A 25,308-nucleotide genomic window follows, 5' to 3' on the forward strand; every position below is an offset into this window, starting at 1 on the left:
CGTCTCAGGACCTGTCCGCCAGTGCCAGCGTCCGCTGCGCCGCCGCCACCACCGCGGCGTCGACGAAGCGGCCGTCCGGAAGGGCCAGCGCGCCCTGGCCGGTCGCCGCGGCCTTGACGATCGTCTCGGCCTGTTCGATCTCGGCCCGCGTCGGCAGATACGCCCGCTCGATCACCGGAAGCTGCCGCGGGTGGATCGCGGCCCGGCCGAGGAAGCCCAGGGCCCGGCCATGGGCGCAGGAGGCGGCCAGGCCCTCCAGGTCGCGGATGTCGGGATGCACCGACTGGGTCGGCGGGGGCAGCCCGGCCGCACGCGCGGCGACGACCACCCGCGAGCGGCACCAGTCCAGACCCGCGTCGTCACTCACCCCCAGGTCGGCCCGGAGGTCGGCCTCGCCCAGGGCGACGCCCCGCAGCAGGGGATGGGCTGCGGCCACGGCGTAGGCCCGCTCGATGGCCAGCGCGCTTTCCAGCAGGGCGAACAGGGGCAGCCCGGTCCGCTCGGCCACGCCGACCACGTCCTGCGCCGAGGTGACCTTCGGCAGGCGCAGCCCCGCCACGCCCGGCAGCGCGGCCACCGCCCGGACGTCGGCCGCCGCCCACGGCCCGTCCAGGGCGTTGACCCGGACGTGCACCGGCACCGGCTGGGGTTCACCGAGCAGCTCCGCCGTGGCGTCCCGGGCGTACGCCTTGCGGTCGGGGGCGACCGCGTCCTCCAGGTCGACCACCACGACGTCGGCGCCGCAGGCCAGCGCCTTGGCGACCACGTGCGGCCGGTCACCGGGGGCGTACAGCCAGGTCAGCGGCAGGGCGGTCACAGCGCGCCCTCCTCACGCAGCGCACGCAGCTCCCGCGCCGACAGTCCCAGCTCGGTGAGCACGGCGTCGGTGTCCGCGCCGTGCGGGCGGCCCGCCCAGCGGATCGCGCCGGGCGTGGCGGACAGCCGGAACAGGACGTTCTGCATGCGCAGCGGCCCGAGCTCCGGGTCGTCGACGGTGGTGACGGTGTCCAGGGCCTGGTACTGCGGGTCGGTCAGCACACCCCGTACGTCCTGGATCTCCGCGATCGCGGCCTCCGCCTTCTCGAAGGCGGCCAGGACCTCGGTGCGGGTCCGCCCGGCGATCCAGCCGCCGACCGCCTCGTCCAGGACGTCGGCGTGCGCGGCCCGGTCGGCGCCCGTCGCGAACCACGGCTCGTCGACCAGTTCCGGCCTGCCCACCAGGCGCATCACCCGTTCCGCGACCGACTGCGCGGACGTGGACACGGCCACCCAGGTGCCGTCGGCCGTGCGGTAGGTGTTGCGCGGGGCGTTGTTGGCGGACCGGTTGCCGGTGCGTTGCTGCACGTATCCGAGCTGGTCGTACCAGGTGGGCTGCGGGCCCAGGACGGTCAGGATCGGCTCGATGATCGCCATGTCGACGACCTGCCCCGCGCCGGTGCGTTCGCGCGCCGCGAGCGCGGTCATGACGGCGTACGCGGTCGCCAGGGCGGCGATGGAGTCGGCGAGCCCGAACGGCGGGAGCGTCGGCGGCCCGTCCGGCTCCCCGGTGATCGCGGCGAAGCCGCTCATCGCCTCGGCGAGGGTGCCGAAGCCCGGCCGGTGGGCGTACGGGCCGAACTGCCCGAAGGCGGTGACCCGGGTCAGGACCAGCCGCGGGTTGGCGGCGGACAGCTCCTCCCAGCCCAGGTCCCACTTCTCCAGGGTGCCGGGGCGGAAGTTCTCGATCACGACGTCGGCGGTGGCGGCCAGGCGGAGCAGGGTGGTCCGGCCGCCGGGCTTGGACAGGTCCAGCGTGATCGTGCGCTTGTTGCGGCCGAGCAGCTTCCACCACAGCCCGACACCGTGCTTGGCCGGGCCGTGCCCCCGGGAGGGGTCGGGTTTCCGCGGATGCTCCACCTTGACGACCTCGGCGCCGAAGTCGCCGAGCAGGGTGGCGGCCAGGGGACCGGCGAACAGGGTGGCGAGATCGAGGACGCGGAGACCGCTGAGCGGTGGGGGAGTACTCATGCGGTGTACTGCGCCTCGATCTCCGGCCGGTACGGCATCGACACCGACGCCCCCGCCCGCTGGACGGAGATCGAGGCCGCCGCGGCTGCCCAGGCCAGGGCATCCCACACGGGCCGCTGCTCGGCGAGTGCCACCGCGAGGGCACCCACGAAGGTGTCGCCCGCGCCCGTGGAGTCCACGGCGGTCACCCGGGGCGCGGAGAACACGAGTGGTTGCGCGCCCCGGGTCGCGTAGAGGCCGCCCTCCGAGCCCAGCGTGATGACCACCTCCGGAACCTGGTCGAGCAGGGCGGCGATCGCGTTGAGCGGGTCGGTGCGGCCGGTGAGGGTGGTCGCCTCGTGCTCGTTCGGCACCAGCAGGTCGGTGGAGGCGAGCAGTTCGGGGGGCAGGGGGCGGGCCGGCGCGGGGGTGAGGATCGTCCGGACGCCGTGTCTGCGGGCCGCCTCCGCGGCGGCGAGCACGCCCTGGAGCGGGATCTCCAACTGGAGCAGCAGCGCGTCGGCGGTGGCGATGACGCCCTCGTCACCGGGGGTCAGGTGGTCGACGGTGCCGTTCGCGCCGGGGATCACGACGATCGCGTTGCCGCCCTCGTCGTCCACCACGATGTGCGCGGTGCCGGACGGGCCCTCGACCGTGCGCAGGCTGTCCGTGTCCACGCCGGAGTGCTCCAGGGTGGAGCGCAGCCGGGTGCCGAACGCGTCGTTGCCGACCGCGCCGAGCATGGAGACCGTGGCGCCGGCGCGGGCCGCGGCGATCGCCTGGTTGGCGCCCTTGCCGCCGGGGATCGTACGGAACTCCCGTCCCGTGACGGTCTCCCCGCGCTGCGGGGCCTTCTCGACGTACGCGACCAGGTCCATGTTGGTGCTGCCGAGTACGGCGATGTGGGTCATGGGCGGGTCACCTCCGGATGGGTGAGCGAGTGGGTGAGACGGGCCAGGGAGTCGAATCCGGTGCCGTCGAAGCCGGTGACCGATGTGGCGAGGCGGTTCTTCAGCGGGGCGGTCCAGCGGCCCGGGAGGGCGCCGGGGGAGCCGGCGAGGAGACCGGCGATGCTGCCCGTGGTCGCGCCGCCCGAATCCGTGTCCCAGCCGCCCGACACCGCCCGGCAGACGGAGCCGGTGAAGTCGCCGTCGGCGTGGGTGAGGGCGGCGGCGATCAGGGCGGTGTTGGGGATGGCGTGGACCCAGTGGTAGGTGGCGGAGTGGGTGGCGTGGAGTTCGTCCACGACCTCGTCGAAGTCCTCGTGGGTCCGGGCGAGCCGCACGGCGTGGTCGATCGCCTCGGCCAGCCGGGAGCGGGGCGGGACCACGGTGCGGGCGGTGTTCAGGCAGGCGTGGACGTCGTGGGTGCCGGTGGCGGCGGTGGCGATGGCGGCGGCGGTGAACATCGCCGCGTAGACGCCGTTGGCGGTGTGGGTGAGGGTGGCGTCGCGGTGGGCCTGTTCGGCCGCGGCGGCCGGGTCGCCCGGGTTGGTCCAGCCGTGGACGTCGGCGCGGATCAGGGCGCCGATCCATTCGCGGAAGGGGTTGCGGTGGCGGGCCGTGTGCGGGGGCTCGACACCGCTGAGCAGGTTGCGCAGGGCGAGGCGTTCGGCGGTGAAGGTGCGGCCGGGCGGGAGCTCGTCCAGCCAGAGTCCCGCCACGTCCGTGGTGGTGAAGGCCCTGCCGTGGCGCTGGAGCAGCAGAAGGTTGAGGAGGGGGTAGTTCAGGTCGTCGTCCTCGGGCATCCCGTCGATGTTCTCGGCGAGGGAGGTGGTGGCCGAGCGGCGGTTCCAGGGGTACTTCTCCGTCAGCTCGGCGGGGACTCCGCGGGCGGTGAACCAGGTGTTCAGGGGCCAGTTGCCGGTGGACCGGGCCAGTGCGCGGATGCCCTCCAGGGGGAGTTTCTCCACCGGCTTGCCCAGCAGGCAACCGGCGGCCCGGCCCAGCCAGGCGGCCTCCAGGGCGGGCGGAGCGGGAGCCGGCGCGGGCGTGGGGGACGGCCAGGCCGGGCAGGCGGCCCTGATCCCGGGCAGGTCGGTCGGTTCCCGGTCGGCGAGCCCGCTCGGCAGGTCGGCGAGTTCGTCCAGCAGGTCCTGCGCGAGCAGCCGCAGATACCGCGACGCGGGCCGCGGTGACGCGCCCGCCCGCGCCGGGGCCTCGCCGCCGCCCGCGGCCCGCCAGCGGGCCGCGATCGCCGACGGCTCCCGGCCGTCCTGGCGGGCCTGGTCGAGCTCATGGCCGAGGAGGTCCTCCGGCTGGACCCAGGTCAGGCGGAGCATCCGCCGCCCCCGAGCCGGTCGAACGCAGCCTCGTGGGAGCGGCGGCGGCGCACGTCCTCGGCGAAGACCTCCCGGGTCACCTCGGCCAGTGCGCGCGCCGGTTCCCACAGGTCCAGGCGGCTTGCCTCGGCCACCGCCTTCGACCAGTCCTCGGGCACCGGTGAGCCGAGGGCGCCGGCGAGCGCGCCCGCCATCGTGGCGATGGAGTCGCAGTCCCGGCCGTAGTTCACCGAGCCCAGCACCGCCTGCCGGTAGTCGCCGCCGGAGACGACCAGCATGCCGAGCGCGACGGGGAGTTCCTCGACGGAGTGCAGGCGGGAGGGGCGGCGGGCGGCGAGGGAGGGGGAACGATAGTCGGGGCCCACCGTGTCGTAGGGGGCGACCGCCTCCCGGACCGGGGTCAGGGCCGACTCGAAGTCCCGGTGGCGCGAGGCCACTTCGCAGACCCGGTCGATCGCCTCCCGCGTGCCGTCCTTCGCCAGGTCCAGGCACGCGGTGACCACCGACTCCGGGGTCGCGCCCGGCGTGGCCGCCGCCGCCACCGCCGCCGCGAAGACCCCGGCGGCCTCCCGGCCGTACGACGACTGGTGCGCGCCCGCGACGTCCAGCGCCTCGGCGTACGCGCCCGCCGGGTTGGCCGCGTTGACCAGGCCGACGGGCGCCATGTACATCGCCGCGCCGCAGTTGACGATGTTGCCCGTGCCCGCCTCCCGTGGATCGACATGACCGTAGGCCAGCCTCGCCACCAGCCACTTCTCCGCCAGGAAGATCCTCTGCAGCGGGAGCGCCTCCGCCTCCAGTTCCGGGATCCAGCGCGGGTTCGTCATCAGGTCGGGGACCAGGTGGTCGGCGATCGCGTACGCGTCGAGGTGGTCGCGGACCCGGGTGTACACCCGCACCAGGGCGTGGGTCATCAGGGTGTCGTCGGTGACGTGCCCGTCGCCCTTGTGGTACGGCGCGATCGGGCGGGCGGTGCGCCAGGCGTCCCCGTGCCACGGGCCGACGATGCCCTGGACGCGACCGCCGTGCCGCTCGGCGATCTGGTCGGGGGAGTAGCCCTCGACGGGGCCGCCCAGGGCGTCACCGACGGCGGCTCCGACCAGCGCCCCGGTGATCCGCTCGTCCAGACCGGGCCCACTGCATTCTTCTCCTTTGGGCGTCATGCCCTGAATCATCCTCCTGGTCGGCCCGGTTGCGCGGCTTCCAGGAGTCCGGCGAGTTCCACCAGGTCGGTGCCGGTGAGGCGGGGGAGCGCACAGCCGGACAGCGTGCGGCAGGCGTCCCGCCAGGCCTGCGGGATCGCCTCGCCGCCGCCGAGCGCCCCGGTCAGGGCGCCGGCCAGGGCGGGGGCGGAGTCGGCGACCCGGGACAGACAGGCCGCGGCGGGGACCGCCTCGCCGATCCGGCCGTCCGCGGCGGTGGCCAGGGCCAGGGCGACCGGGACGGTCTCGGCGGCGGCGATGCCGTAGCTGTAGACGTGGTCGACGATCTGGTGTTCGAGGAGTGGGACCAGTCCGAAGGCGGTGTCGGTGTCCTCGACGAGGGCAAGTGCGTGGCGGGCGTTGCGGCCGATCTCCGTCTCCGCGGGGAGCTGGTCGAGCGCCGCGGTCACGCAGGCACCGGCCGGGACCCCGGCCAGCGCCAGTGCCACGGCGGCGGCCATCGCCCGCGCACCGTGCACGCCGTCGCCGTCCTGGGTGTAGCGGGCGTCGAACTCGGCCAGGTCGGCGGCGCGGCGGGGGTCGCCCGGGTGGGCCACGGCGAGCACGCAGGCCCGTACGCAGGCCGCGTCGTCGAAGTAGTGCGGGTTGTCGTGGCCGGTGGCGGGCGGGCGCAACCCGGTGGCGAGGTTGCCGAGCCCGGTGCGGACCGAGATCCGGGCGCGCAGGGGCAGTACCGCCGACTCGACCTCGGGGGCGCGTTCGGCGGCGGCCGCGACCTCGGAGGCGACCGCGGTCCAGGTCAGGTCGATGGCGGCGCGCATCCGGCGGTCCCGGCTCAGGTCCCCGAGCGCGCTGTCGTCCCCGGCGCGCAGCACCGCCTCCGCCGCGAACGCCGCCCACTCCGCGTCGTCGGAGGGGCCGAGCCGCAGCGGCTCCGGGGGCTGGTTGAGCGCGATCGGCACCGGGAGCGTGGTCGTCGCGTTCTCCTCGGCGAAGGTGTCCAGCTCCCGCGTCAACCGCCGCGTCCACTCGGGCATCCGCGCGGCCCGGTGCCGAGCGGCAGGCCACCCGGCGGCGTCCCCGGCGGCGAGCCCGAGCAGCAGGCCCTCGACACGGCGGGTCATGGGCGTGCCTCGCTGTCCGGGGCGGCGGCACCGGTGGTGGGCAGGGGGGTGCCGCCGGGGGGCCGTTCCGTGATCGGCAGACAGAATGGTTCGCACTTCCCGGCGGCCGGACCGAGCAGCGGGCCCTCGACACGGCGGGTCATGGGCGTGCCTCGCTGTCCGGGGCGGCGGCACCGGTGGCGGGCAGGGGGGTGTCGCTGGGGGGCCGTTCCGTGATCGGCAGACAGAATGGTTCGCACTTCCCGGCGGCCGGCCCGAGCAGCAGGCCCCCGACACGGCGGGTCATGGGCGTGCCTCGCTGCCCCGGGCGGCGGCACCGGTGGTGGCCGGCAGGGGTGGGGTGCCGGCCAGAAGCTGTTCCACCGCCGGCAGACAGCCCGGTATCACCACCTCCGCTCCCCACTTCCCGCCCTCCTCCGCCACCAGCAGTTCCGCCACGTCCAGTACGTGGTGGCCCGCCATGGAGGGCAGACAGGTGCCGCGGGCCGGGCCGATCGCGGCGGCCCAGTCGGCCGGGATGGCGCACACGCCCTGGGTCGCCCCGGCCAGGGCGCCCGCGACCGCGGCCGTGGTGTCGGCGTCGCGGCCCATGTTCACGGCCGTGAGCACCGCCTCCCGGAAGTCGCCGTCGGCCGCCGCGTATGCGCCGAAGGCGAGGGCGACCGCCTCGGGGGCCAGGTCGGTCCAGGGGTAGCCGCCGATGACGACGGCGGAGCGGACCGCGCGTTCCCCGCGGTGGGCGACGGCCGCCGCGCGGCGCAGGGAGCGGGCGGTCCAGGAGTCGTCCGGGACCACCGCGAGGGCGGCGGCCACCACGGCGACCGTCGGCGCGCCCGCCATCGCCGCCGCGACCCCGGCCGCCACCGCCTGGCCGCCGTAGATGCCCTCGCCCTCGTGACTGACCGAGCCGTCGACCGTCACCAGCCGGGCGGCCTCGGCGGGGCGGCCCACCGCGAACACCCCGAAGGGAGCCGCCCGCATCGCCAGCCCGTCGCTCCAGGCGTGGCGGTGCTGGGCGGAGATGGGGGCGGCCAGGCCCCGGCGGAGGTTCTCCAGCGTGCCGCGCTCACTGAAGCCGGCGCCCCGGAAGGGGCCCTCGTGACCGTCGGCGATCCACTCGTGCCAGGCCGCCTCGACATGGGCCGGGGTGAGCGCCGAGCCGTGCCGGGCCAGCAGGAGGCCGGAGAAGATCGCGTACTCGGTGTCGTCGGTACCGGCCGGCCTGTCGGCCACGTAGCCGGTGATACGGCCCCAGCGGGCGCGGATCTCGGAGGGCTTCATGTTCTCGGCCGGTGCCCCGAGGGCGTCCCCGACGGCCAGACCGAGCAGCGCGCCGCGCGCCCGCTCGCGGATCGAAGTCACGGGGGCCGCGGGGGCCGAAGCCGCGGGGGCCGATACAACAGGGGCCGATGCCATGGGGGCCTCACCTCCGGAGGGCTCCGCCGGGGGCGCGGAGCCCTTTGCGGAGGTGTCCCACCCGGGCGCCCCCGGTAGCGCCGCCGAAGCCGCCAAGTCACCCGGTCGGCACTCAAAACCGCAGGTTAGCCCAGCCTTTCCTTGCTGGCGGGGGAGGAATTCGAGGCGTACGTTCGGTGTTGTCGAAAAGTAGAACTCGTCCAAAGTTAGCTTTGGCTAAGCTTCCTGGGGGACCCCCGTATGGCGATCATCGAGACCGAGGCGGTGCTGCATGAGGCGCACCGCGACAACCACACGCACCGGGACGTGAACGGCGGCTGGCTGCGCCCCGCCGTGTTCGGTGCGATGGACGGCCTGGTCTCCAACCTCGCCCTGCTGACCGGCGTCGCGGGCGGTTCGGTCGGACAGCACACCATTGTGATCACCGGCCTCGCCGGCCTGGCCGCCGGGGCCTTCTCCATGGCGGCCGGCGAGTACACCTCCGTGGCCTCCCAGCGCGAGCTCGTCGAGGCCGAGCTGGACGTCGAGCGCCGGGAACTGCGCAAGCACCCCCAGGACGAGGAGGCCGAGCTCGCCGCGCTCTACGAGGCACGCGGCGTCGAGCCGGCGCTGGCGCGCGAGGTGGCCCGGCAACTGTCCAAGGACCCCGAGCAGGCCCTTGAGATACACGCCCGCGAGGAACTGGGCATCGACCCCGGCGACCTGCCGTCGCCGCTGGTCGCGGCCGTGTCCTCGTTCGGATCCTTCGCGCTGGGCGCCCTGCTGCCCGTGCTGCCGTTCCTGCTGGGCGCGACCGCGCTGTGGCCGGCCGTGCTGCTCGCGCTCGCCGGGCTGTTCGGCTGCGGTGCCGTGGTGGCCAGGGTGACCGCACGCACCTGGTGGTACAGCGGCCTGAGGCAGCTCGTGCTCGGCGGCGCCGCGGCCGGTGTGACGTACGCCCTGGGCAGCCTGTTCGGAACGGCCGTAGGATGACGCGGATGCTACTTATGCGATGGGCCGCATAAGTAGCCGTTACTCGCTGGTTTCGAACGCTTAATCACCGGGCATGAGCCGTAAGCGCTGCGGGCAATGAGGCCTGCCGCGCACCCATGGAACGGGCGATGACGCTTTCCCCGTTCCCCCGGACCGACGGACACCGATCTGACCGATCTCGTCCTGTTGCGTCCCCCATACTTCCCACCGCCGTGCGCGGTGCCCCACCGCGACCGCGGTGTCCGCATGCTGGAACGGAGTATCCGCTTCCCGAGAACCGCTCCATCATGTAACCTGCACGAAATTTTGCTACTCACGCAGAGGGCCAGCGTCGTCCCTCGGCACCAGCACATGCCAGATGACGACGACGGGAGAGCCGATGCGTACGCCGCGCCAGCCGTCCCAGCATTCCGCGAATGGCCAGAACTGGTCGTTCATGGATGCTCGCCCTGCTGCGCAGGGTATGTACGACCCCCGCGATGAGCACGACGCCTGCGGCGTCGGCTTCGTGGCCACCCTCACCGGCGAGGCGAGCCATGCGCTGGTCGAGCAGGCGCTGACCGTTCTGCGCAACCTCGAACACCGTGGTGCCACCGGCTCCGAGCCCGACTCCGGCGACGGCGCGGGCCTGCTCTCCCAGGTGCCCGACGCCTTCTTCCGTGAGGTGGCCGGATTCGATCTGCCCGCGGCCGGCTCGTACGCCGTCGGCATCGCCTTCCTGCCCGAGGAGGGGACCGAGGACGCCGTCTCGAAGATCGAGACGATCGCGGCCGAGGAGGGCCTCACCGTCCTCGGCTGGCGCGAGGTCCCCGTCGCCCCCGAGCTGCTGGGCGCCACCGCCCGCTCCACCATGCCGGCCTTCCGACAGGTCTTCGTCACCGACGGTGCCAGTGAGGGCATCGCGCTGGACCGCAAGGCCTTCGTGCTGCGCAAGCGTGCCGAGCGCGAGGCGGACGTCTACTTCCCGTCCCTGTCGGCCCGCACGATCGTCTACAAGGGCATGCTGACCACCGGCCAGCTCGAACCCTTCTTCCCGGACCTGTCCGACCGCCGCTTCGCCTCCGCGATCGCGCTCGTGCACTCCCGGTTCTCCACCAACACCTTCCCGAGCTGGCCGCTCGCGCACCCCTACCGCTTCGTCGCGCACAACGGTGAGATCAACACCGTCAAGGGCAACCGCAACTGGATGGTCGCCCGCGAGTCCCAGCTGGTCTCCGACCTCTTCGGTACGGACGACAAGGCCCTCGAGCGCATCTTCCCGGTGTGCACGCCCGACGCCTCCGACTCGGCGTCCTTCGACGAGGTCCTCGAACTGCTCCACCTCGGCGGCCGCTCGCTGCCGCACTCCGTGCTGATGATGATCCCGGAGGCGTGGGAGAACCACGACTCCATGGACCCGGCCCGGCGGGCCTTCTACCAGTACCACTCCACGATGATGGAGCCCTGGGACGGCCCCGCCTGCGTCACCTTCACCGACGGCACCCAGGTCGGCGCCGTGCTCGACCGCAACGGTCTGCGCCCCGGCCGCTACTGGGTCACCGACGAGGGTCTCGTCGTGCTCAGCTCCGAGGTCGGCGTCCTCGACATCGACCCCGCCAAGGTCGTCCGCAAGGGCCGCCTGCAGCCCGGCCGCATGTTCCTCGTGGACACCGCCGAGCACCGCATCATCGAGGACGACGAGATCAAGGCGCAGCTCGCCGCCGAGCACCCCTACGCGGAGTGGCTCGAGGCCGGCGAGATCGAGCTGGGCGACCTGCCCGAGCGCGAGCACATCGTGCACACCCACGCCTCGGTCACCCGCCGCCAGCAGACCTTCGGCTACACCGAGGAGGAGCTGCGCGTCATCCTCGCCCCGATGGCCAAGGCCGGCGCCGAGCCGATCGGCTCGATGGGCACCGACTCGCCGATCGCGGCCCTCTCCGAGCGTCCGCGGCTGCTCTTCGACTACTTCACCCAGCTGTTCGCGCAGGTCACCAACCCGCCGCTGGACGCGATCCGCGAGGAACTGGTCACCTCCCTGCGCTCCTCGCTGGGCCCGCAGGGCAACCTGCTGGAGCCGACCGCGGCCTCCTGCCGGTCCGTCGTGCTGCCCTTCCCGGTGATCGACAACGACGAGCTGGCCAAGCTCATCCACATCAACGCCGACGGCGACATGCCCGGCTTCAAGGCCGCGACCCTCTCCGGCCTGTACCGGGTCTCCGGCGGCGGTGACTCCCTCGCCGCGCGCATCGACGAGATCTGCGCCGAGGCCGACGCCGCGATCGAGAACGGCGCCCGGCTGATCGTCCTGTCCGACCGCCACTCGGACGCCGAGCACGCGCCGATCCCGTCGCTGCTGCTCACCGCGGCCGTCCACCACCACCTCATCCGCACCAAGCAGCGCACCCACGTGGGCCTGCTGGTCGAGGCCGGTGACGTCCGCGAGGTCCACCACGTCGCCCTGCTCATCGGCTACGGTGCCGCCGCGGTCAACCCGTACCTGGCGATGGAGTCCGTCGAGGACCTCGTCCGGGCGGGCACCTTCCTGCCGGGCATGGACGCCGAGAAGGCCATCCGCAACCTGATCTACGCCCTCGGCAAGGGCGTGCTGAAGGTCATGTCCAAGATGGGCATCTCGACCGTCGCCTCCTACCGCGGCGCCCAGGTCTTCGAGGCCGTCGGCCTCGACGAGGCCTTCGTCGAGAAGTACTTCAGCGGCACCACGACCAAGATCGGCGGTGTCGGCATCGACGTCGTCGCCAAGGAGGTCGCCGCCCGCCACGCCAAGGCCTACCCCGCCTCCGGCATCGCCCCCGCGCACCGCGCGCTGGACATCGGCGGCGAGTACCAGTGGCGTCGCGAGGGCGAGCCGCACCTGTTCGACCCGGAGACGGTCTTCCGCCTCCAGCACTCCACGCGCACCGGCCGCTACGACATCTTCAAGAAGTACACGGAGCGTGTGAACGAGCAGTCCGAGCGCCTGATGACGCTGCGCGGCCTGTTCGGCTTCAAGTCGGACCGTCAGCCGATCTCCATCGACGAGGTCGAGCCGGTCAGCGAGATCGTCAAGCGCTTCTCCACCGGCGCCATGTCGTACGGCTCCATCTCGCGCGAGGCGCACGAGACCCTCGCCATCGCCATGAACCAGCTGGGCGGCAAGTCCAACACCGGTGAGGGCGGCGAGGACCCGGACCGCCTGTACGACCCGGCCCGCCGGTCGGCCATCAAGCAGGTCGCCTCCGGCCGCTTCGGTGTGACCTCCGAGTACCTGGTCAACGCGGACGACATCCAGATCAAGATGGCCCAGGGCGCCAAGCCCGGTGAGGGCGGCCAGCTGCCCGGCCACAAGGTCTACCCGTGGGTCGCCAAGACCCGGCACTCCACCCCGGGTGTCGGCCTGATCTCCCCGCCGCCGCACCACGACATCTACTCCATCGAGGACCTGGCCCAGCTGATCCACGACCTGAAGAACGCGAACCCGCAGGCGCGGATCCACGTCAAGCTGGTCTCCGAGGTCGGTGTCGGCACGGTCGCCGCGGGTGTGTCGAAGGCGCACGCGGACGTGGTCCTCATCTCCGGTCACGACGGCGGTACCGGTGCCTCCCCGCTGACCTCGCTGAAGCACGCGGGCGGCCCCTGGGAGCTCGGTCTCGCCGAGACCCAGCAGACGCTGCTGCTCAACGGCCTGCGCGACCGCATCGTCGTACAGACCGACGGTCAGCTGAAGACCGGCCGTGACGTGGTCATCGCCGCGCTGCTCGGCGCCGAGGAGTTCGGCTTCGCCACCGCCCCGCTGGTGGTCTCCGGCTGCATCATGATGCGCGTCTGCCACCTGGACACCTGCCCGGTCGGCGTCGCCACCCAGAACCCGGTGCTGCGCGAGCGCTTCACCGGCAAGGCCGAGTACGTCGTGAACTTCTTCCAGTACATCGCCGAAGAGGTCCGCGAGATCCTCGCCGAACTGGGCTTCCGCTCCATCGAGGAGGCCGTCGGCCACGCCGAGGCGCTCGACGTCACGCGTGCCGTCGACCACTGGAAGGCGCAGGGCCTGGACCTGGAGCCGCTGTTCCACGTGCCCGAGCTGGCCGAGGGTGCCGTGCGCCACCAGATCGTCGCCCAGGACCACGGCCTGGAGAAGGCGCTGGACAACGAGCTGATCAAGCTCGCGGCCGACGCGCTGGCCGCCGACGCGGCGACCGACGCCCAGCCGGTACGCGCCCAGGTCACCATCCGCAACATCAACCGCACGGTCGGCACCATGCTCGGCCACGAGGTGACGAAGAAGTTCGGCGGCGCCGGCCTGCCCGACGACACCATCGACATCACCTTCACCGGTTCCGCGGGCCAGTCCTTCGGCGCCTTCCTGCCGCGCGGTGTCACGCTGCGCCTGGAGGGCGATGCCAACGACTACGTCGGCAAGGGCCTCTCCGGCGGCCGGGTGATCGTCCGTCCCGACCGGGGCGCCGACCACCTCGCCGAGTACTCGACGATCGCGGGCAACACCATCGCCTACGGCGCGACCGGTGGCGAGCTGTTCCTGCGCGGCCGCACCGGTGAGCGGTTCTGCGTCCGCAACTCCGGCGCGCTGGTGGTCTCCGAGGGCGTGGGCGACCACGGCTGCGAGTACATGACCGGCGGTCACGCGGTGGTCCTCGGCGAGACGGGCCGCAACTTCGCGGCCGGCATGTCGGGTGGCATCGCCTACGTGATCGACCTCGACCGCGACAACGTCAACGCCGGCAACATCGACTCGGTCGAGGCGCTCGACGACACGGACAAGCAGTGGCTGCACGACGTGGTGCGCCGCCACGCCGAGGAGACCGGGTCCACGGTCGCCGACAAGCTGCTGGCCGACTGGGACCAGGCCGTCACACGCTTCAGCAAGATCATCCCCAGCACGTACAAGGCAGTGCTCGCCGCCAAGGACGCCGCCGAGCGAGCCGGTCTCACCGAGACCGAGACCCACGAGAAGATGATGGAGGCGGCGATCAATGGCTGACCCGAAGGGCTTCCTGAACCACGGCCGTGAGGTCGCCAAGACCCGCCCCGTCGACGAGCGCGTCAAGGACTGGAACGAGGTCTACGTTCCCGGTTCCCTGCTGCCGATCATCAGCAAGCAGGCCAGCCGGTGCATGGACTGCGGCATCCCGTTCTGCCACAACGGCTGTCCGCTCGGGAACCTGATCCCCGAGTGGAACGACTACGCCTACCGCGAGGACTGGGCGGCCGCCTCCGAGCGGCTGCACGCGACCAACAACTTCCCGGAGTTCACCGGCCGCCTCTGCCCGGCCCCCTGCGAGTCGGCGTGCGTGCTGGGCATCAACCAGCCGCCGGTCACCATCAAGAACGTCGAGGTCTCGATCATCGACAAGGCGTGGGAGACCGGGGACGTCGCCCCGCAGATCCCCGAGCGCCTGTCCGGCAAGACCGTCGCCGTGGTCGGCTCGGGCCCGGCCGGCCTGGCCGCCGCCCAGCAGCTCACGCGGGCCGGCCACACGGTCGCGGTGTACGAGCGCGCGGACCGCGTCGGTGGCCTCCTGCGCTACGGCATCCCCGAGTTCAAGATGGAGAAGCGGCACATCAACCGCCGCATCGAGCAGATGCGCGCGGAGGGCACCCGCTTCCGCACCGGCATCGAGATCGGCCGCGACCTCAAGGCGACCGACCTGAAGAAGCGGTACGACGCGGTCGTGCTGGCCGTCGGCGCGACGACCGCACGCGACCTGCCGGTCCCGGGCCGCGAGCTCAAGGGCATCTACCAGGCGATGGAGTACCTGCCGCTGTCCAACAAGGTCCAGGAGGGCGACTTCGTGGCGCCCCCCATCTCGGCCGAGGGCAAGCACGTCGTCGTCATCGGTGGCGGTGACACCGGCGCGGACTGCGTGGGCACCGCCCACCGCCAGGGCGCGGCCTCCGTCACCCAGCTGGAGATCATGCCCCGCCCGAACGACGAGCGGCACCCGACGAACCAGCCCTGGCCGACCTTCCCGATCCTCTACAAGGTCACCTCGGCCCACGAGGAGGGCGGCGAGCGCATCTACTCGGCGTCCACCACCCACTTCGAGGGCGACGAGGACGGCAACGTGCAGTGGCTGCACCTGGCCGAGGTCGAGTTCGTCGACGGCAAGCTGACCCAGAAGCCGGGCACGGAGCGCAAGATCCCCGCCCAGCTGGTCACCCTCGCCATGGGCTTCACGGGCACCGACCGTGAGAACGGCCTGGTCGAGCAGTTCGGCCTGGACCTCGACGAGCGCGGCAACATCGCCCGCGACGCCGACTTCCAGACCAACGTGCCGGGCGTGTTCGTCGCCGGCGACGCCGGCCGCGGCCAGTCCCTCATCGTCTGGGCCATCGCGGAGGGCCGCTCGGCCGCCCGCGGCGTCGACCGCTTCCTCGCCGGAACGAGCGACCTGCCGGCCCCGATCCGCCCGACGGACCGCGCACTGATGGTCTGACGGCCACGGGGGAACCCCCGAGAGACGTCCCGTACAAAGGCGTACGGAACAACAGACGGCGCCTGCCCAGTCCCCGACCGGACTCCCGGGCAGGCGCCGCCGTATGTCCGCCTACTCGTACCAGACGCCGCTGACCGGCCCCCGGTCCGCGACGGCGGGCACCCCGGGCGGCAGGGCCGCCGCGTGCAGCTCACCGCGGATGTGCTGGTAAAAGGTGGGGGCGGGCAGACCGGCGGTCTGTATCCAGCCCCTGCCGCGCACATGTCCGGCCGCGATCAGCTGTTCCTCCTGCCCCGGCGGGGCGAGGTCGCGCCGGTAGAGCTGACTGATCGTCTCGTCGTCGTCGGCGAAGGCGAACCGCGCCGCGTACGCCCGCCGTTCCTCGTTCAGCCACACATAGAGCACGACGGGCTTGCGCAGCACGGTCCGGAACCAGTCGGCGGACCGCTCCGCCAGCTCCTCGACCGTGCCACGGGCCTCCAGCGCCCAGTCCGACGGCCGGTCGGGCAGCGTGTAGAGCTGGTTGTGCAACCGGTCACCGCGGACCAGGTCACCGGTGAAGTGCAGGCCGACGTCTATCAGATGGACCTGAGCCCCCGGATCCCTGAAGGACAGGTACGCGACCAGCGAGTCCCACTCGTCCGTCCGCCCGACCAGGCTGCTGACGTCGTCCGCGGCCCACTGCTCGGTGTGTTCCCGAAGCGCGGCCACGAAGGCCCGCTCGTGATCGGTGAACTCGTAGTACTCGTCGTCGGATTCGTCGATCGCGAACCACGGCTGCTTCGGCATGCCCGGAGCCTAGGACCGCCGGTCGGGGCGGGCCACGCGATTTACCGGAAACCCGCAGTCGGGTACGGCGCCCTCGGCCGGCCATGCTGCGGATGGGAAGGTGGGGCCATGGTTGCGATCAGTCTCAGCAAGGTGGAGCAGACCGCGCCCGCGCTGGTCAGCCTGTACAAGAGCGCCGGGGTGTCGCTCACCCGGCACGGGCTGGAGGGGCTGCGGGCCGCCGTCTATCTCGTGGTCGACTACTCGGGGTCCATGAAGCCGTACTACGACGACGGCAGTGTGCAGGCGCTCGCCGACCGTGTGCTGGGTCTGTCCGCCCACCTCGACGACGACGGCCGGGTGCCCGTGGTGTTCTTCTCCACCGACGTCGACGCCGTCACCGACATCTCCCTCGCCGACCACCAGGGGCGGGTCGAGCGGATCGCGGCCGGACTCGGGCACATGGGCAGGACCAGCTACCACCTGGCGATGGACGCCGTCATCGACCACTACCTCGACAGCGGATCCACCGCCCCCGCCCTGGTCGTCTTCCAGACGGACGGCGGCCCGGTCAACAAGCTCGCCGCCGAACGGTACCTGTGCAAGGCGGCCAAGTTGCCCCTCTTCTGGCAGTTCATCGGCTTCGGGGATCCGGGCAGCAAGCAGTTCCAGTTCCTGCGCAGACTGGACGAGCTGGCGGTGCCCGGCAAGCGGGCCGTCGACAACGCCGGTTTCTTCCACGCGGGCACCGATCCGGGGACCGTGCCCGACGCCGAGCTGTACGACCGTCTCGTGGGCGAGTTCCCCAAGTGGCTGGCGGCCGCACGGGCGGCGGGCGTCGTACGGGACTGACGCGCCTCTCACCGGCGGCCGACGGCCCGGCTGAGCACCAGGTCCCGGCACCCGTCCGGCCCGCCCCAGGCGGTGCGCAGCGCACGGGCCCGGGTCAGCCAGAGCGACAGGTCGTACTCCGCCGTGTAGCCGATCGCGCCGTGCAGCTGGAGAGCCGTGCGGGCGGTGGTGTACGCCGCCTCGCATGCGCTCAGTTTGGCGGCGGCCGCATCGGCCGGGTCCATCGTCACGGCGGCGCCGAAGACGAGGGGACGGGCGAACTCCAGGGCGATCTTCGCGTCGGCCAGCCGGTGCTTCACCGCCTGGAAGGAGCCTATGGGCACGCCGAACTGGACGCGCCGCCCGACGTGGGCGACGGTGGTGTCGAGGAGCGCGAGTCCGACGCCGAGCGCCTGCGCGGCGGTGGCCAGCCGGGCCCAGGTGAGGGCATCGTCCAAGGGCGGGCCGGCGGTGAGGAGTTCGCCGCCCGGGGCGAGTGGGGTGAGGCGGCGCGCGGGGTCCAGGCAGGGCCGGACCGGGCCGGGCCCGGGGGACAGGCGCAAACCGTCGGGGGAGAGGGCGAGGTGGAGGTCCGCCGCGTCGCCGTCCAGGGCGTACCCCGTGGCGGCGACGGTGGCCATCGTCCCGCCCGCGGCGAGCGGGGGCAGGAACCGCTCGGCCAGGCCCGGCCCCGTGAGCAGCGCGGCGGCCGTCACCGTCTCCACCAGCGGGCCCGGCACCGCGTGCCTGCCCAACTCGACGAAGGCCACGGCGAGTTCCACCGGCAGCGGGCCCACCCCGTCGTACGCTTCCGGAACCGCCAGGGCGAACACCCCCGCCTCGGCGACCCGGGCCCACAGCGCGCGCCCGCTCGCGTGGTCGCCGCGGCTCCAGTCCCGTATCACCGTCGGGGTGTCCGCCGCCGCCAGCATCGCGTGCAGCGAGTCGGCGAAGGCGCGCTGCTCGGTGTCGAGGAGGAAACGCATCAGCGGCGTCCCTTCGGCAGGCCGAGCAGGCGCTCGGCCACGATGTCCCGCTGGATCTCGTTCGTGCCCGCGTAGATCGGGCCGGCGAGGGAGAAGACGTACCCCTGCGACCAGGCGCAGTCCGTGAACCCGCCCTCGGCGCCGAGAAGATCGAGGGCGGTCTCGTGCAGCGCCAGATCGTACTCCGACCAGAAGACCTTGTTCAGGCTGGACTCCGGGCCGAGGCGCTCGCCGTCCAGGAAGCGGGAGGCGGCCGCGTGGGTGAACAGCTGGTGGGCGCGGGCGCCGATCAGGGCGTCGGCCACCCGGGCGCGTGCCGAGGACGGACTGCCGCGGTCCCGCCACAGGGCGAGGAGCCGGTCGGCGGCGGCGAGGAAACGGCCGGGGGAGCGCAGGGTGAGGCCCCGTTCGTTGCCCGCCGTGGACATCGCGATCCGCCAGCCCTGGCCGGGCTCGCCGATCACGTCCTCGTCCGGCACGAACACCTCGTCCAGGAACAGCTCGGCGAAGGCGGGCTTGCCGTCCAGTCGGCCGATCGGGCGGACCGTGACGCCGGGCGCGCGCAGGTCGAACATCAGGTAGGTCAGGCCCTGGTGGGGTTTCGGGGCGTCCGGGTCGCTGCGGAACAGGCCGAAGGCGCGGTCGGCGAACGCGGCCCGCGACGACCATGTCTTCTGTCCGCTCAGACGCCAGCCACCGTCGGTGCGCACGGCCCTGGACCGGAGCGAGGCCAGGTCGGAGCCCGCCTCCGGCTCCGACCACGCCTGTGCCCAGACCACCTCGCCGGTCGCCATGGGCGGCAGCACGCGCGCCCGCTGCTCGGCCGTGCCGTGGTCGAGGAGGGTCGGTGCGAGCAGGCTGATCCCGTTCTGCCCGACCCGGCCCGGCGCGCCCGACGCCCAGTACTCCTCCTCGAAGACCAGCCAGCGGACCAGGCCGCAGTCCCGCCCGCCGTACTCCTCCGGCCAGTCGACGACCGACCAGCGGTCCGCGGCCAGCTCGGCCTCCCACGCCCGGTGGGCCGCGAAGCCCTCCGCCGTTTCCAGGGAGGGCAGCGGGGCGGCGGGCACATGAGCCTCGAGCCAGGCCCGGGCCTCTGCGCGGAACCGCTCGTCCTCCGGAGTGTGGGTGAGGTCCACGACCGGGTCACCATCCTTCCCTAACAAGTGTTTGGTAGGTTAGCGTGGCCCTATGACAGGCGTCGAGAGCCCGGTGTACGTGCCCGGGCACGGGCTGCTGGAGGGGCGCACCGCCGTCATCACCGCGGCGGCGGGAGCGGGGATCGGCGGGGCGACCGCGCGCCGCTTCCTGGAGGAAGGCGCACGCGTCCTGATCAGCGACGCGCACATACGGCGGCTGGCGGAGTCCGAGACCGAGCTGAGCCGGGAGTTCCCCGGAGCGGTGACAGCCGTGCTCTGCGACGTCACCGACGAGTCCCAGGTGCGGGCCCTGTTCGACACCGCCGTGCGCGCACACGGGCGACTCGACGTCGTCGTCAACAACGCCGGTCTCGGCGGCACCTCGGACCTCGTCGACATGACCGACGAGCAGTGGTCCCGGGTTCTGGACGTGACGCTGAACGGCACCTTCCGCTGCACCCGCGCGGCCCTGCGCGCCATGAGGGAAACCGGGAGCGGCGTCATCGTCAACAACGCCTCCGTCGTCGGCTGGCGCGCCCAGGCCGGGCAGGCGCACTACGCCGCCGCGAAGGCCGGGGTGATGGCGCTGACCCGGTGCGCGGCCGTGGAGGCGGCCGCGTACGGGGTGCGGGTCAACGCGGTGTCGCCGAGCCTCGCCATGCATCCGCACCTGGTGAAGGTGACGACCCCCGAACTGCTGGCGGAACTGACCGCCCGCGAGGCCTTCGGGCGGTACGCGCAACCCTGGGAGGTCGCCAACGTGATCGTGTTCCTGGCGTCCGGCTACTCCTCGTACATGACGGGAGAGGTCGTCTCCGTGAGCAGCCGACATGCCTAGGGCGGCCCGGTCCGGGACGACAATGGTGCCGTGCCGACCAAGAAGAAGCCCCAGGTGACCGCCGCGAGCAAGCCCACGGCTGCCACTCACGACCGCCGCCGCGAACTCCTCGGCACCGCCGCCGAGGTGTTCGCCGAGCAGGGCTACAACGCCACCACCGTACGCAAGATCGCCGACCACGCGGGCATGCTCGCGGGCAGCCTTTACTACCACTTCGACTCCAAGGAGTCGATGCTGGAGGAGATCCTGCGGACCTTCCTCGACGAACTCTGGGACGGCTACGACACCGTCCTGGCCGCCGGACTCGGCCCGCGCGAGACGCTCGAGGCACTGGTCACCGAGTCGTTCCGGGAGATCGACCGGCACCGCGCCGCCGTCGCGATCTACCAGAAGGAGAGCAGGCAGCTTGTCGCCCAGGAACGGTTCACGTTCCTCGCCGACTCGCAGCGCAAGTTCGAGAAGGCGTGGCTGTCCACGCTGGAGCGCGGAGTCGCCGCGCATGTCTTCCGGGCCGACCTCGACGTCCGGCTCACCTACCGGTTCGTCCGCGACACCGTGTGGGTCGCCGCGTCCTGGTACCGGCCCGGCGGACAGCACAGCCCCGAGGAGATCGCCCGGCAGTACCTGTCGATGGTGCTGGACGGGATCGCCGTACGCGCCCAACCATTGTCCGCGAGGGAGTCGTCATGGCCGAGGCCTACATCGTCGAAGCGGTCCGCACACCCGTCGGACGGCGCGGGGGAGGGCTGAGCGCGGCCCACCCGGCCGATCTCGGCGCCCACGTGCTGAACGAGCTGGTCAGGCGCTCGGGCATCGACCCGGCCGCCGTCGAGGACGTCGTCTTCGGCTGCCTCGACGCGGTGGGCCCGCAGGCCGGGGACATCGCCCGGACCGCCTGGCTGGCGGCCGGCCTGCCCGAGGAGGTGCCCGGCGTCACCGTCGACCGGCAGTGCGGCTCCTCCCAGCAGGCCCTGCACTTCGCCGCGCAGGCCGTGCTCTCCGGCACCCAGGACCTGGTGGTCGCGGGCGGCGTGCAGAACATGTCGCAGATCCCGATCGCCTTCGCCACCCGGCAGGCCGCCGAACCCCTCGGGTTCACCGAGGGCCCGTTCGCGGGCAGCGAGGGCTGGCGCGCCCGGTACGGCAGCCGGCCGGTCAACCAGTTCGCCGGCGCCGAGATGATCGCCGCCAAGTGGGGGATCAGCCGCGAGGACCAGGAGCGGTTCGCGCTCCGCTCGCACCGCCGGGCGGTGCGCGCCATCGACGAGGGCCGCTTCGACCGGGAGACCGCGCCCTACGGCGACGTCGCCGTCGACGAGGGCCCGCGCCGGGACACCTCCCTGGAGAAGATGGCCGCACTGAAGCCGGTCATCGACGGCGGCACCGTCACCGCCGCCTGCTCCTCCCAGGTCTCCGACGGCGCCGCCGCCCTGCTGCTGGCCTCGGAGCGGGCGGTGCGGGAGCACGGACTGCGCCCCCGCGCCCGTGTGCACCATCTCTCCGTGCGCGGGGAGGACCCCATCCGGATGCTCACCGCGCCCATCCCGGCCACCGCGCACGCCCTGAAGAAGACCGGCCTGACCATCGACGACGTCGACCTCGTCGAGATCAACGAGGCCTTCGCGCCGGTCGTCCTCGCCTGGCTGAAGGAGACCGGCGCGAACCCGGAGAAGGTCAACGTCAACGGCGGAGCCATCGCCCTCGGCCACCCGCTCGGCGCGACCGGCGCCAAGCTGATGACGACCCTGCTGCACGAACTGGAGCGCACCGGCGGCCGCTTCGGACTGCAGACGATGTGCGAGGGCGGCGGCCAGGCCAACGTGACGATCGTCGAACGACTCTGACACCTGCGAGGGCGGCGGCCGGCCGGAGCGCCCTGCGTCTCGCGGCGCGCGGCCGCCACCGCCCTCCGGCGAGCTACCCCCGTCCGCCGCCAGGGCTCCCCGACCGACCGCGTCATCCGGGCATTGCGGCATCCACCCACCCGCCCGGGGCCGCCGCCAACTCGCCGATGACCTCCCCGGCTTGCGCCATCACCCCCTCCACCAGCTCCGCACACGACGGCAGATCCCCGATCACCCCCGCCACCTGTCCCGCGGCCATCACCCCGAGGTCCGTACGCCCGTCCACCATCGCCGATCGGAGCAGCATGGGCGTGTTGGCCGCCAGCAGCACCTGACTCCACGACAGGTCCTTGCCGTGCTTGAGGGCGATGCCGTCGCGCACCATCCGCCGCCAGGTGAGCCCGGACAGCCGCCGGAACCCGGCCGCGTGCCGGACGGCGTGCAGCAGCGCGCGGGCACGGCCGGACCGTTCCAGGGCGTCCACCAGCTCCGTGCGCAGCATGCGGTGCGGCAGTCCGTCGACGGCCCGGGTGACCGTGACGTCCTTCACCGTCGCCGCCAGGTAGCGCGCCTTCACCGCGTCCGGCACCGTCGAGTCCGAGGTCAGCAGGAACCGCGTGCCCATCGCCACCCCCGCCGCCCCGTACGCCAGCGCCGCCACCAGGCCCCGCCCGTCGAAGAAGCCGCCCGCCGCCACGACCGGTATCCGCACCGCGTCCACCACCTGGGGCAGCAGCACGCTGGTCGCCACCTCGCCGGTGTGCCCGCCGCCCTCGCCGCCCTGCACGATCACCGCGTCCGCCCCCCAGGCCGCTACCTTCTCCGCGTGCCGCCGCGCCCCGACGGACGGGATCACGACCACACCGGCCTCCTTCAGCTCGGTGATCAGCTCACGGGAGGGGGCCAGAGCGAAGGACGCCACCCGGACCCCCTCGTCGATGATCAGACGGACCCGGTCGCCGGCGTCGCCCGCGTCCGCCCGGAGGTTCACCCCGAACGGCGCGTCCGTGCGCGCGGCGACCTCGCGTACCGCCGCGCGCAACCGGTCGAGGGTCATCGTCGCCGAGGCCAGGATGCCCAGGGCGCCCGCGTTCGCCACCGCCGAGACCAGACGCGGGCCCGCCACCCAGCCCATCCCCGTCTGCACGACCGGGTGCCGGACCCCGACCAGCCGGGTGAGCGCGGTCTCCATCAGTCCCTCACCCCCTCGGGCACCTCCCGCGCCCGGGCGCCGTCCGGATCGAGCACCTCGCGGATCAGGCGCAGCTCCTCACCCGTCGGCTCCCGCGTGGCCGGCACCTCGTCAGGCACCTCCAGCGCGAAGCCCGTCGCCTCCACGACCTGCGTGACGCCCACACCCGGGTGCACGGAGGCCAGCCGCATCGAGTGGTCGGGCGTGGCGAAGTCGAACACGCCGAGATCGGACACGACCCGTGGGATGCGGTGGTGGCGGGCCGTGCCGGGATGCCCCGCGGCACGGTCGTACCCCACCCCGCACACCATGTCGACCCTCTCCACGAAGACCCGGCGGGAGTGCCTGGGTATCCAGTAACTCGTCGGGTTGTTCAGCGTGTTGAGCGGCGCCCCGCGCACGCCGAGCAGTTGCCGCCGGGGTCTCGCCCAGTCCCCGATGCACGAGATGTTCTGATTGCCGAAGCGGTCGATCTGGCTCGCCCCCATCATCACGTGCCGTCGTCCGCCGGCCACCAGGGTCAGGTGCTGCCGGTAGGGCAGCCAGCCCTCGGGGGTACCGTCCGGCCGGACGAGCAGTGCCTCGCCGTCGGTCAGCAGCAGGTCCGGCGCGAAGGTGAGCCGGGCCAGCCGCGCCCCCAGCGACGGGATCAGACCCATCGGGCTGGCCAGGATCTCCCCGGAGCCGCGCCAGGCGTCGGCGCAGGCGATCACGCAGTACTCGGCGCGGGTCGGCCCACTCATCGCCGCTCCCCCTGCCAGGTGCGCACCGCCGACCGGTACGTCTCCTCGTCGCCGCCGAGGAACCGCTCGGCGAACTCCGGCCACGGCGTGGCCGCATACGCCCTCTGGAACGCCTCGTCCCGCCCGTACTCGGGGGCGCAAGAGGTGAAGTGCGCGCCGTTGGGCGCCTCCACGACACCGGTCACCACATGTCGCTTCACCAGCAGCGACTGCGGCGCCGCCGCCTTCGTCAGCTCGGCCGTGTCCACGATCTGCTCGCAACTGACGTAGGCCGTGTCCGCCGCCTCGCAGAAGAGGTCGTCGAAGTACGGGTCCGGGCCCAGGTACTGCCCGTTGCCCAGCCGGTCGGCGCGGTTGACGTGGACCAGGGCCGCGTCCAGCCGCAGGGCGGGCATCGCCACGAACGTCTCCCCGTCCTCGTACGGCGACGTCACCGTCCGCAGGCCGGGGTTGACCCGCATCACGTCCGAGCCGATCCCGGCCCGCACCGGCAGGAAGGGCAGCCGGTTCGCGGCCGCCCGCAGTCCCCACATGAACATCCCCTCGTCGACCTCCGTCAGCTCGAAGTCCCCCCGCTCGCGCGCCGCCCGGTAGTGCGGTTCGAGCGGGACGGAGTCCAGCGTGACGAAGGCGGCGACCAGCTTGCGGATCCGTCCGGCGGCGGCCAGCATCCCGACGTCCGGGCCGCCGTACGAGACGACGGTGAGGTCACCGATCCCGGACCGCAGCAGAGCCCTGACCAGGGTCATCGGTTTGCGACGGGACCCCCAGCCGCCGATGCCGAGGGTCATGCCGCTCTCCAGCCGCGAGACGACCTCGTCGGCGGTCATCGTCTTGTCCTTCACCTACGCCCCCTCCTTCCCGAACGTGTCACGGACCCGGTCGGCCACGCCGCTCAGGGCGGCCTCGAAGGTGAAGCCCTGCTCGAAGCGGTAGCTGCGGCGCACGTCGACGGGGTCGATCCCGTTGATGGCGGCCTTGGCCAGACGCAGCAGCCGACCGTCCTTGGCGGCGATCTCCCGTGCCAGCTCCAGTGCGGCCGCGCGCAGTTCCTCGCGCGGTACGACCCGCCACACCGAGCCGTGGGCGTGCAGCTCGGCAGCGCTCGCCGTGCGCGAGGTGTAGTACAGCGTCCGCATCAGATGCGGCGGGACCAGACGGGCCAGATGGGTGGCCGCGCCCAGCGCGCCCCGGTCCAGCTCGGGCAGCCCGAAGACGGCGTCCTCGCTCGCCACGATCGCGTCCGCGTTGCCCACCAGGCCTATCCCACCGCCCAGACAGAAGCCGTGCACCGCCGCCACCACCGGGGTCTCGCACTCGTACACCGCCGCGAAGGCCTCCGCGCAGCCCCGGTTGGCACCGAGCAGGGCGCCGTTCCCGTCCGCCTGTATCTCCTTGATGTCCACCCCCGCGTTGAAGCCCCGGCCCCGCGCGGTCAGCACCACGCACCGGGTCCCGGGGTCGCGTCCGGCCGCGCGCACCGCTTCCGCCAGCGCGAACCAGCCGCGAACCGGCAGCGCGTTCACCGGCGGGGCGTCGACCGTGACGACCGCGATCCCCTTTTCCGGGGACGAGGTGGAGACACTCATGG

20 protein-coding genes and 1 pseudogene are annotated in these 25,308 nt (G+C 72.9%); 7 read left to right on the plus strand and 14 right to left on the minus strand.

The annotated features are described in order from the left end of the window. Window positions 1-4 precede the first annotated feature (4 nt). From ACFY0F_RS04535 to ACFY0F_RS04565, 7 genes are all read right to left on the minus strand, one after another. Window positions 5-817: an HpcH/HpaI aldolase/citrate lyase family protein gene (locus ACFY0F_RS04535; RefSeq protein WP_388788718.1), complete on the minus strand. Its 813-nt coding sequence runs from the start codon at window positions 815-817 to the stop codon at window positions 5-7. Then, window positions 814-2,007, minus strand: coding sequence for a CaiB/BaiF CoA transferase family protein (locus ACFY0F_RS04540; protein WP_388788721.1), 1,194 nt, complete (start codon window positions 2,005-2,007; stop codon window positions 814-816). The genes ACFY0F_RS04535 and ACFY0F_RS04540 overlap by 4 nt, the downstream gene beginning before the upstream one ends. Beyond that, complete coding sequence (gene rbsK / locus ACFY0F_RS04545) at window positions 2,004-2,897, minus strand: ribokinase (protein WP_388788724.1); 894 nt, start codon at window positions 2,895-2,897, stop codon at window positions 2,004-2,006. Before rbsK ends, ACFY0F_RS04540 begins: the two co-directional genes overlap by 4 nt. Continuing rightward, window positions 2,894-4,267 (minus strand): ADP-ribosylglycohydrolase family protein, encoded by a 1,374-nt coding sequence (locus ACFY0F_RS04550; RefSeq protein WP_388788727.1) that lies wholly within the window; start codon window positions 4,265-4,267, stop codon window positions 2,894-2,896. Before ACFY0F_RS04550 ends, rbsK begins: the two co-directional genes overlap by 4 nt. Further along, window positions 4,255-5,430, minus strand: a complete 1,176-nt coding sequence (locus ACFY0F_RS04555) for an ADP-ribosylglycohydrolase family protein (protein WP_388788729.1) — start codon at window positions 5,428-5,430, stop codon at window positions 4,255-4,257. The genes ACFY0F_RS04550 and ACFY0F_RS04555 overlap by 13 nt, the downstream gene beginning before the upstream one ends. A gap of 8 nt (window positions 5,431-5,438) precedes the next feature. Beyond that, the gene (locus ACFY0F_RS04560) at window positions 5,439-6,554 is read right to left on the minus strand and encodes an ADP-ribosylglycohydrolase family protein (protein ID WP_388788732.1); all 1,116 of its coding nucleotides are present in this window, start codon (window positions 6,552-6,554) and stop codon (window positions 5,439-5,441) included. A 282-nt stretch (window positions 6,555-6,836) separates the two neighbouring features. Next, entirely contained in the window at window positions 6,837-7,970 is a 1,134-nt protein-coding gene (locus ACFY0F_RS04565) for an ADP-ribosylglycohydrolase family protein (RefSeq protein WP_388788735.1), read from the minus strand. 240 nt (window positions 7,971-8,210) lie between these two features. Here ACFY0F_RS04565 and ACFY0F_RS04570 point away from each other — a divergent pair, with 240 nt between their 5' ends. The 3 genes from ACFY0F_RS04570 (at window position 8,211) to ACFY0F_RS04580 (ending at window position 15,376) form a co-directional block, all read left to right on the plus strand. Further along, entirely contained in the window at window positions 8,211-8,942 is a 732-nt protein-coding gene (locus tag ACFY0F_RS04570; protein WP_388788737.1) for a VIT1/CCC1 transporter family protein, read from the plus strand. Window positions 8,943-9,321: 379 nt separating this feature from the next. Then, window positions 9,322-13,920 carry a glutamate synthase large subunit gene (gene gltB, locus ACFY0F_RS04575; RefSeq protein ID WP_388788740.1) on the plus strand — a complete coding sequence of 1,533 codons (4,599 nt, stop codon included), beginning with the start codon at window positions 9,322-9,324 and terminating at the stop codon, window positions 13,918-13,920. Beyond that, window positions 13,913-15,376, plus strand: a complete 1,464-nt coding sequence (locus ACFY0F_RS04580; RefSeq protein WP_388788742.1) for a glutamate synthase subunit beta — start codon at window positions 13,913-13,915, stop codon at window positions 15,374-15,376. The genes gltB and ACFY0F_RS04580 overlap by 8 nt, the downstream gene beginning before the upstream one ends. A gap of 111 nt (window positions 15,377-15,487) precedes the next feature. Here ACFY0F_RS04580 and ACFY0F_RS04585 read toward each other — a convergent pair whose 3' ends face one another. Next, window positions 15,488-16,165 carry a hypothetical protein gene (locus ACFY0F_RS04585; protein WP_388788744.1) on the minus strand — a complete coding sequence of 226 codons (678 nt, stop codon included), beginning with the start codon at window positions 16,163-16,165 and terminating at the stop codon, window positions 15,488-15,490. Between the two features lie 108 nt (window positions 16,166-16,273). On the opposite strand from ACFY0F_RS04585, the gene ACFY0F_RS04590 reads away from it, so the two are divergent. Next, on the plus strand, window positions 16,274-16,996 hold the full coding sequence (locus ACFY0F_RS04590) for a VWA domain-containing protein (protein ID WP_388788747.1): 723 nt from the start codon (window positions 16,274-16,276) through the stop codon (window positions 16,994-16,996). 8 nt (window positions 16,997-17,004) lie between these two features. On the opposite strand, the gene ACFY0F_RS04595 is transcribed toward ACFY0F_RS04590, so the two are convergent. Both ACFY0F_RS04595 and ACFY0F_RS04600 read right to left on the minus strand, forming a co-directional pair. Beyond that, window positions 17,005-17,961: an acyl-CoA dehydrogenase family protein gene (locus tag ACFY0F_RS04595; protein ID WP_388788750.1), complete on the minus strand. Its 957-nt coding sequence runs from the start codon at window positions 17,959-17,961 to the stop codon at window positions 17,005-17,007. Then, a complete protein-coding gene (locus ACFY0F_RS04600; protein ID WP_388788752.1) occupies window positions 17,961-19,100 on the minus strand; it encodes an acyl-CoA dehydrogenase family protein in 1,140 nt (379 codons plus the stop codon). Before ACFY0F_RS04600 ends, ACFY0F_RS04595 begins: the two co-directional genes overlap by 1 nt. A 52-nt stretch (window positions 19,101-19,152) precedes the next feature. Between ACFY0F_RS04600 and ACFY0F_RS04605 the strand changes: the two genes are divergently transcribed. From ACFY0F_RS04605 to ACFY0F_RS04615, 3 genes and pseudogenes are all read left to right on the plus strand, one after another. After that, window positions 19,153-19,938, plus strand: a complete 786-nt coding sequence (locus ACFY0F_RS04605; protein WP_388788755.1) for an SDR family oxidoreductase — start codon at window positions 19,153-19,155, stop codon at window positions 19,936-19,938. Window positions 19,939-19,968: 30 nt separating this feature from the next. Further along, a pseudogene (locus tag ACFY0F_RS04610) lies at window positions 19,969-20,595 on the plus strand (TetR/AcrR family transcriptional regulator); the annotation flags it as partial. Between the two features lie 29 nt (window positions 20,596-20,624). Beyond that, window positions 20,625-21,782: an acetyl-CoA C-acetyltransferase gene (locus tag ACFY0F_RS04615; RefSeq protein WP_388788758.1), complete on the plus strand. Its 1,158-nt coding sequence runs from the start codon at window positions 20,625-20,627 to the stop codon at window positions 21,780-21,782. A 112-nt stretch (window positions 21,783-21,894) separates the two neighbouring features. Here ACFY0F_RS04615 and ACFY0F_RS04620 read toward each other — a convergent pair whose 3' ends face one another. The 4 genes from ACFY0F_RS04620 to ACFY0F_RS04635 are packed head-to-tail and all read right to left on the minus strand — an operon-like array spanning window position 21,895 to window position 25,306. Continuing rightward, the gene (locus ACFY0F_RS04620; RefSeq protein WP_388788760.1) at window positions 21,895-22,974 is read right to left on the minus strand and encodes an NAD(P)H-dependent flavin oxidoreductase; all 1,080 of its coding nucleotides are present in this window, start codon (window positions 22,972-22,974) and stop codon (window positions 21,895-21,897) included. Further along, a complete protein-coding gene (locus ACFY0F_RS04625; protein ID WP_388788763.1) occupies window positions 22,974-23,717 on the minus strand; it encodes a CoA-transferase subunit beta in 744 nt (247 codons plus the stop codon). The genes ACFY0F_RS04620 and ACFY0F_RS04625 overlap by 1 nt, the downstream gene beginning before the upstream one ends. Then, on the minus strand, window positions 23,714-24,562 hold the full coding sequence (locus ACFY0F_RS04630; protein WP_388788766.1) for a CoA transferase subunit A: 849 nt from the start codon (window positions 24,560-24,562) through the stop codon (window positions 23,714-23,716). The genes ACFY0F_RS04625 and ACFY0F_RS04630 overlap by 4 nt, the downstream gene beginning before the upstream one ends. Then, a complete protein-coding gene (locus ACFY0F_RS04635; RefSeq protein ID WP_388788768.1) occupies window positions 24,563-25,306 on the minus strand; it encodes an enoyl-CoA hydratase family protein in 744 nt (247 codons plus the stop codon). It abuts the gene before it with no gap. Window positions 25,307-25,308: the final 2 nt, after the last annotated feature.

Origin of the sequence: Streptomyces sp. NPDC001544 (genome assembly GCF_042894285.1) — a bacterium.
Classification (GTDB): Bacteria; Actinomycetota; Actinomycetes; order Streptomycetales; family Streptomycetaceae; genus Streptomyces.

Excerpts from the sequence above, each read along its gene's own strand:
- ACFY0F_RS04635 (WP_388788768.1), bottom strand. The coding sequence starts at position 25,306 with ATGAGTGTCTCCACCTCGTCCCCGGAAAAGGGGATCGCGGTCGTCACG.
- rbsK (WP_388788724.1), bottom strand. The coding sequence starts at position 2,897 with ATGACCCACATCGCCGTACTCGGCAGCACCAACATGGACCTGGTCGCG.
- ACFY0F_RS04595 (WP_388788750.1), bottom strand. The coding sequence starts at position 17,961 with ATGCGTTTCCTCCTCGACACCGAGCAGCGCGCCTTCGCCGACTCGCTG.
- ACFY0F_RS04605 (WP_388788755.1), top strand. The coding sequence starts at position 19,153 with ATGACAGGCGTCGAGAGCCCGGTGTACGTGCCCGGGCACGGGCTGCTG.
- ACFY0F_RS04590 (WP_388788747.1), top strand. The coding sequence starts at position 16,274 with ATGGTTGCGATCAGTCTCAGCAAGGTGGAGCAGACCGCGCCCGCGCTG.
- ACFY0F_RS04580 (WP_388788742.1), top strand. The coding sequence starts at position 13,913 with ATGGCTGACCCGAAGGGCTTCCTGAACCACGGCCGTGAGGTCGCCAAG.
- ACFY0F_RS04585 (WP_388788744.1), bottom strand. The coding sequence starts at position 16,165 with ATGCCGAAGCAGCCGTGGTTCGCGATCGACGAATCCGACGACGAGTAC.
- ACFY0F_RS04550 (WP_388788727.1), bottom strand. The coding sequence starts at position 4,267 with ATGCTCCGCCTGACCTGGGTCCAGCCGGAGGACCTCCTCGGCCATGAG.
- ACFY0F_RS04540 (WP_388788721.1), bottom strand. The coding sequence starts at position 2,007 with ATGAGTACTCCCCCACCGCTCAGCGGTCTCCGCGTCCTCGATCTCGCC.
- ACFY0F_RS04620 (WP_388788760.1), bottom strand. The coding sequence starts at position 22,974 with ATGGAGACCGCGCTCACCCGGCTGGTCGGGGTCCGGCACCCGGTCGTG.
- ACFY0F_RS04565 (WP_388788735.1), bottom strand. The coding sequence starts at position 7,970 with ATGGCATCGGCCCCTGTTGTATCGGCCCCCGCGGCTTCGGCCCCCGCG.
- ACFY0F_RS04560 (WP_388788732.1), bottom strand. The coding sequence starts at position 6,554 with ATGACCCGCCGTGTCGAGGGCCTGCTGCTCGGGCTCGCCGCCGGGGAC.
- ACFY0F_RS04625 (WP_388788763.1), bottom strand. The coding sequence starts at position 23,717 with ATGAGTGGGCCGACCCGCGCCGAGTACTGCGTGATCGCCTGCGCCGAC.
- ACFY0F_RS04570 (WP_388788737.1), top strand. The coding sequence starts at position 8,211 with ATGGCGATCATCGAGACCGAGGCGGTGCTGCATGAGGCGCACCGCGAC.
- gltB (WP_388788740.1), top strand. The coding sequence starts at position 9,322 with ATGCGTACGCCGCGCCAGCCGTCCCAGCATTCCGCGAATGGCCAGAAC.
- ACFY0F_RS04555 (WP_388788729.1), bottom strand. The coding sequence starts at position 5,430 with ATGACGCCCAAAGGAGAAGAATGCAGTGGGCCCGGTCTGGACGAGCGG.
- ACFY0F_RS04615 (WP_388788758.1), top strand. The coding sequence starts at position 20,625 with ATGGCCGAGGCCTACATCGTCGAAGCGGTCCGCACACCCGTCGGACGG.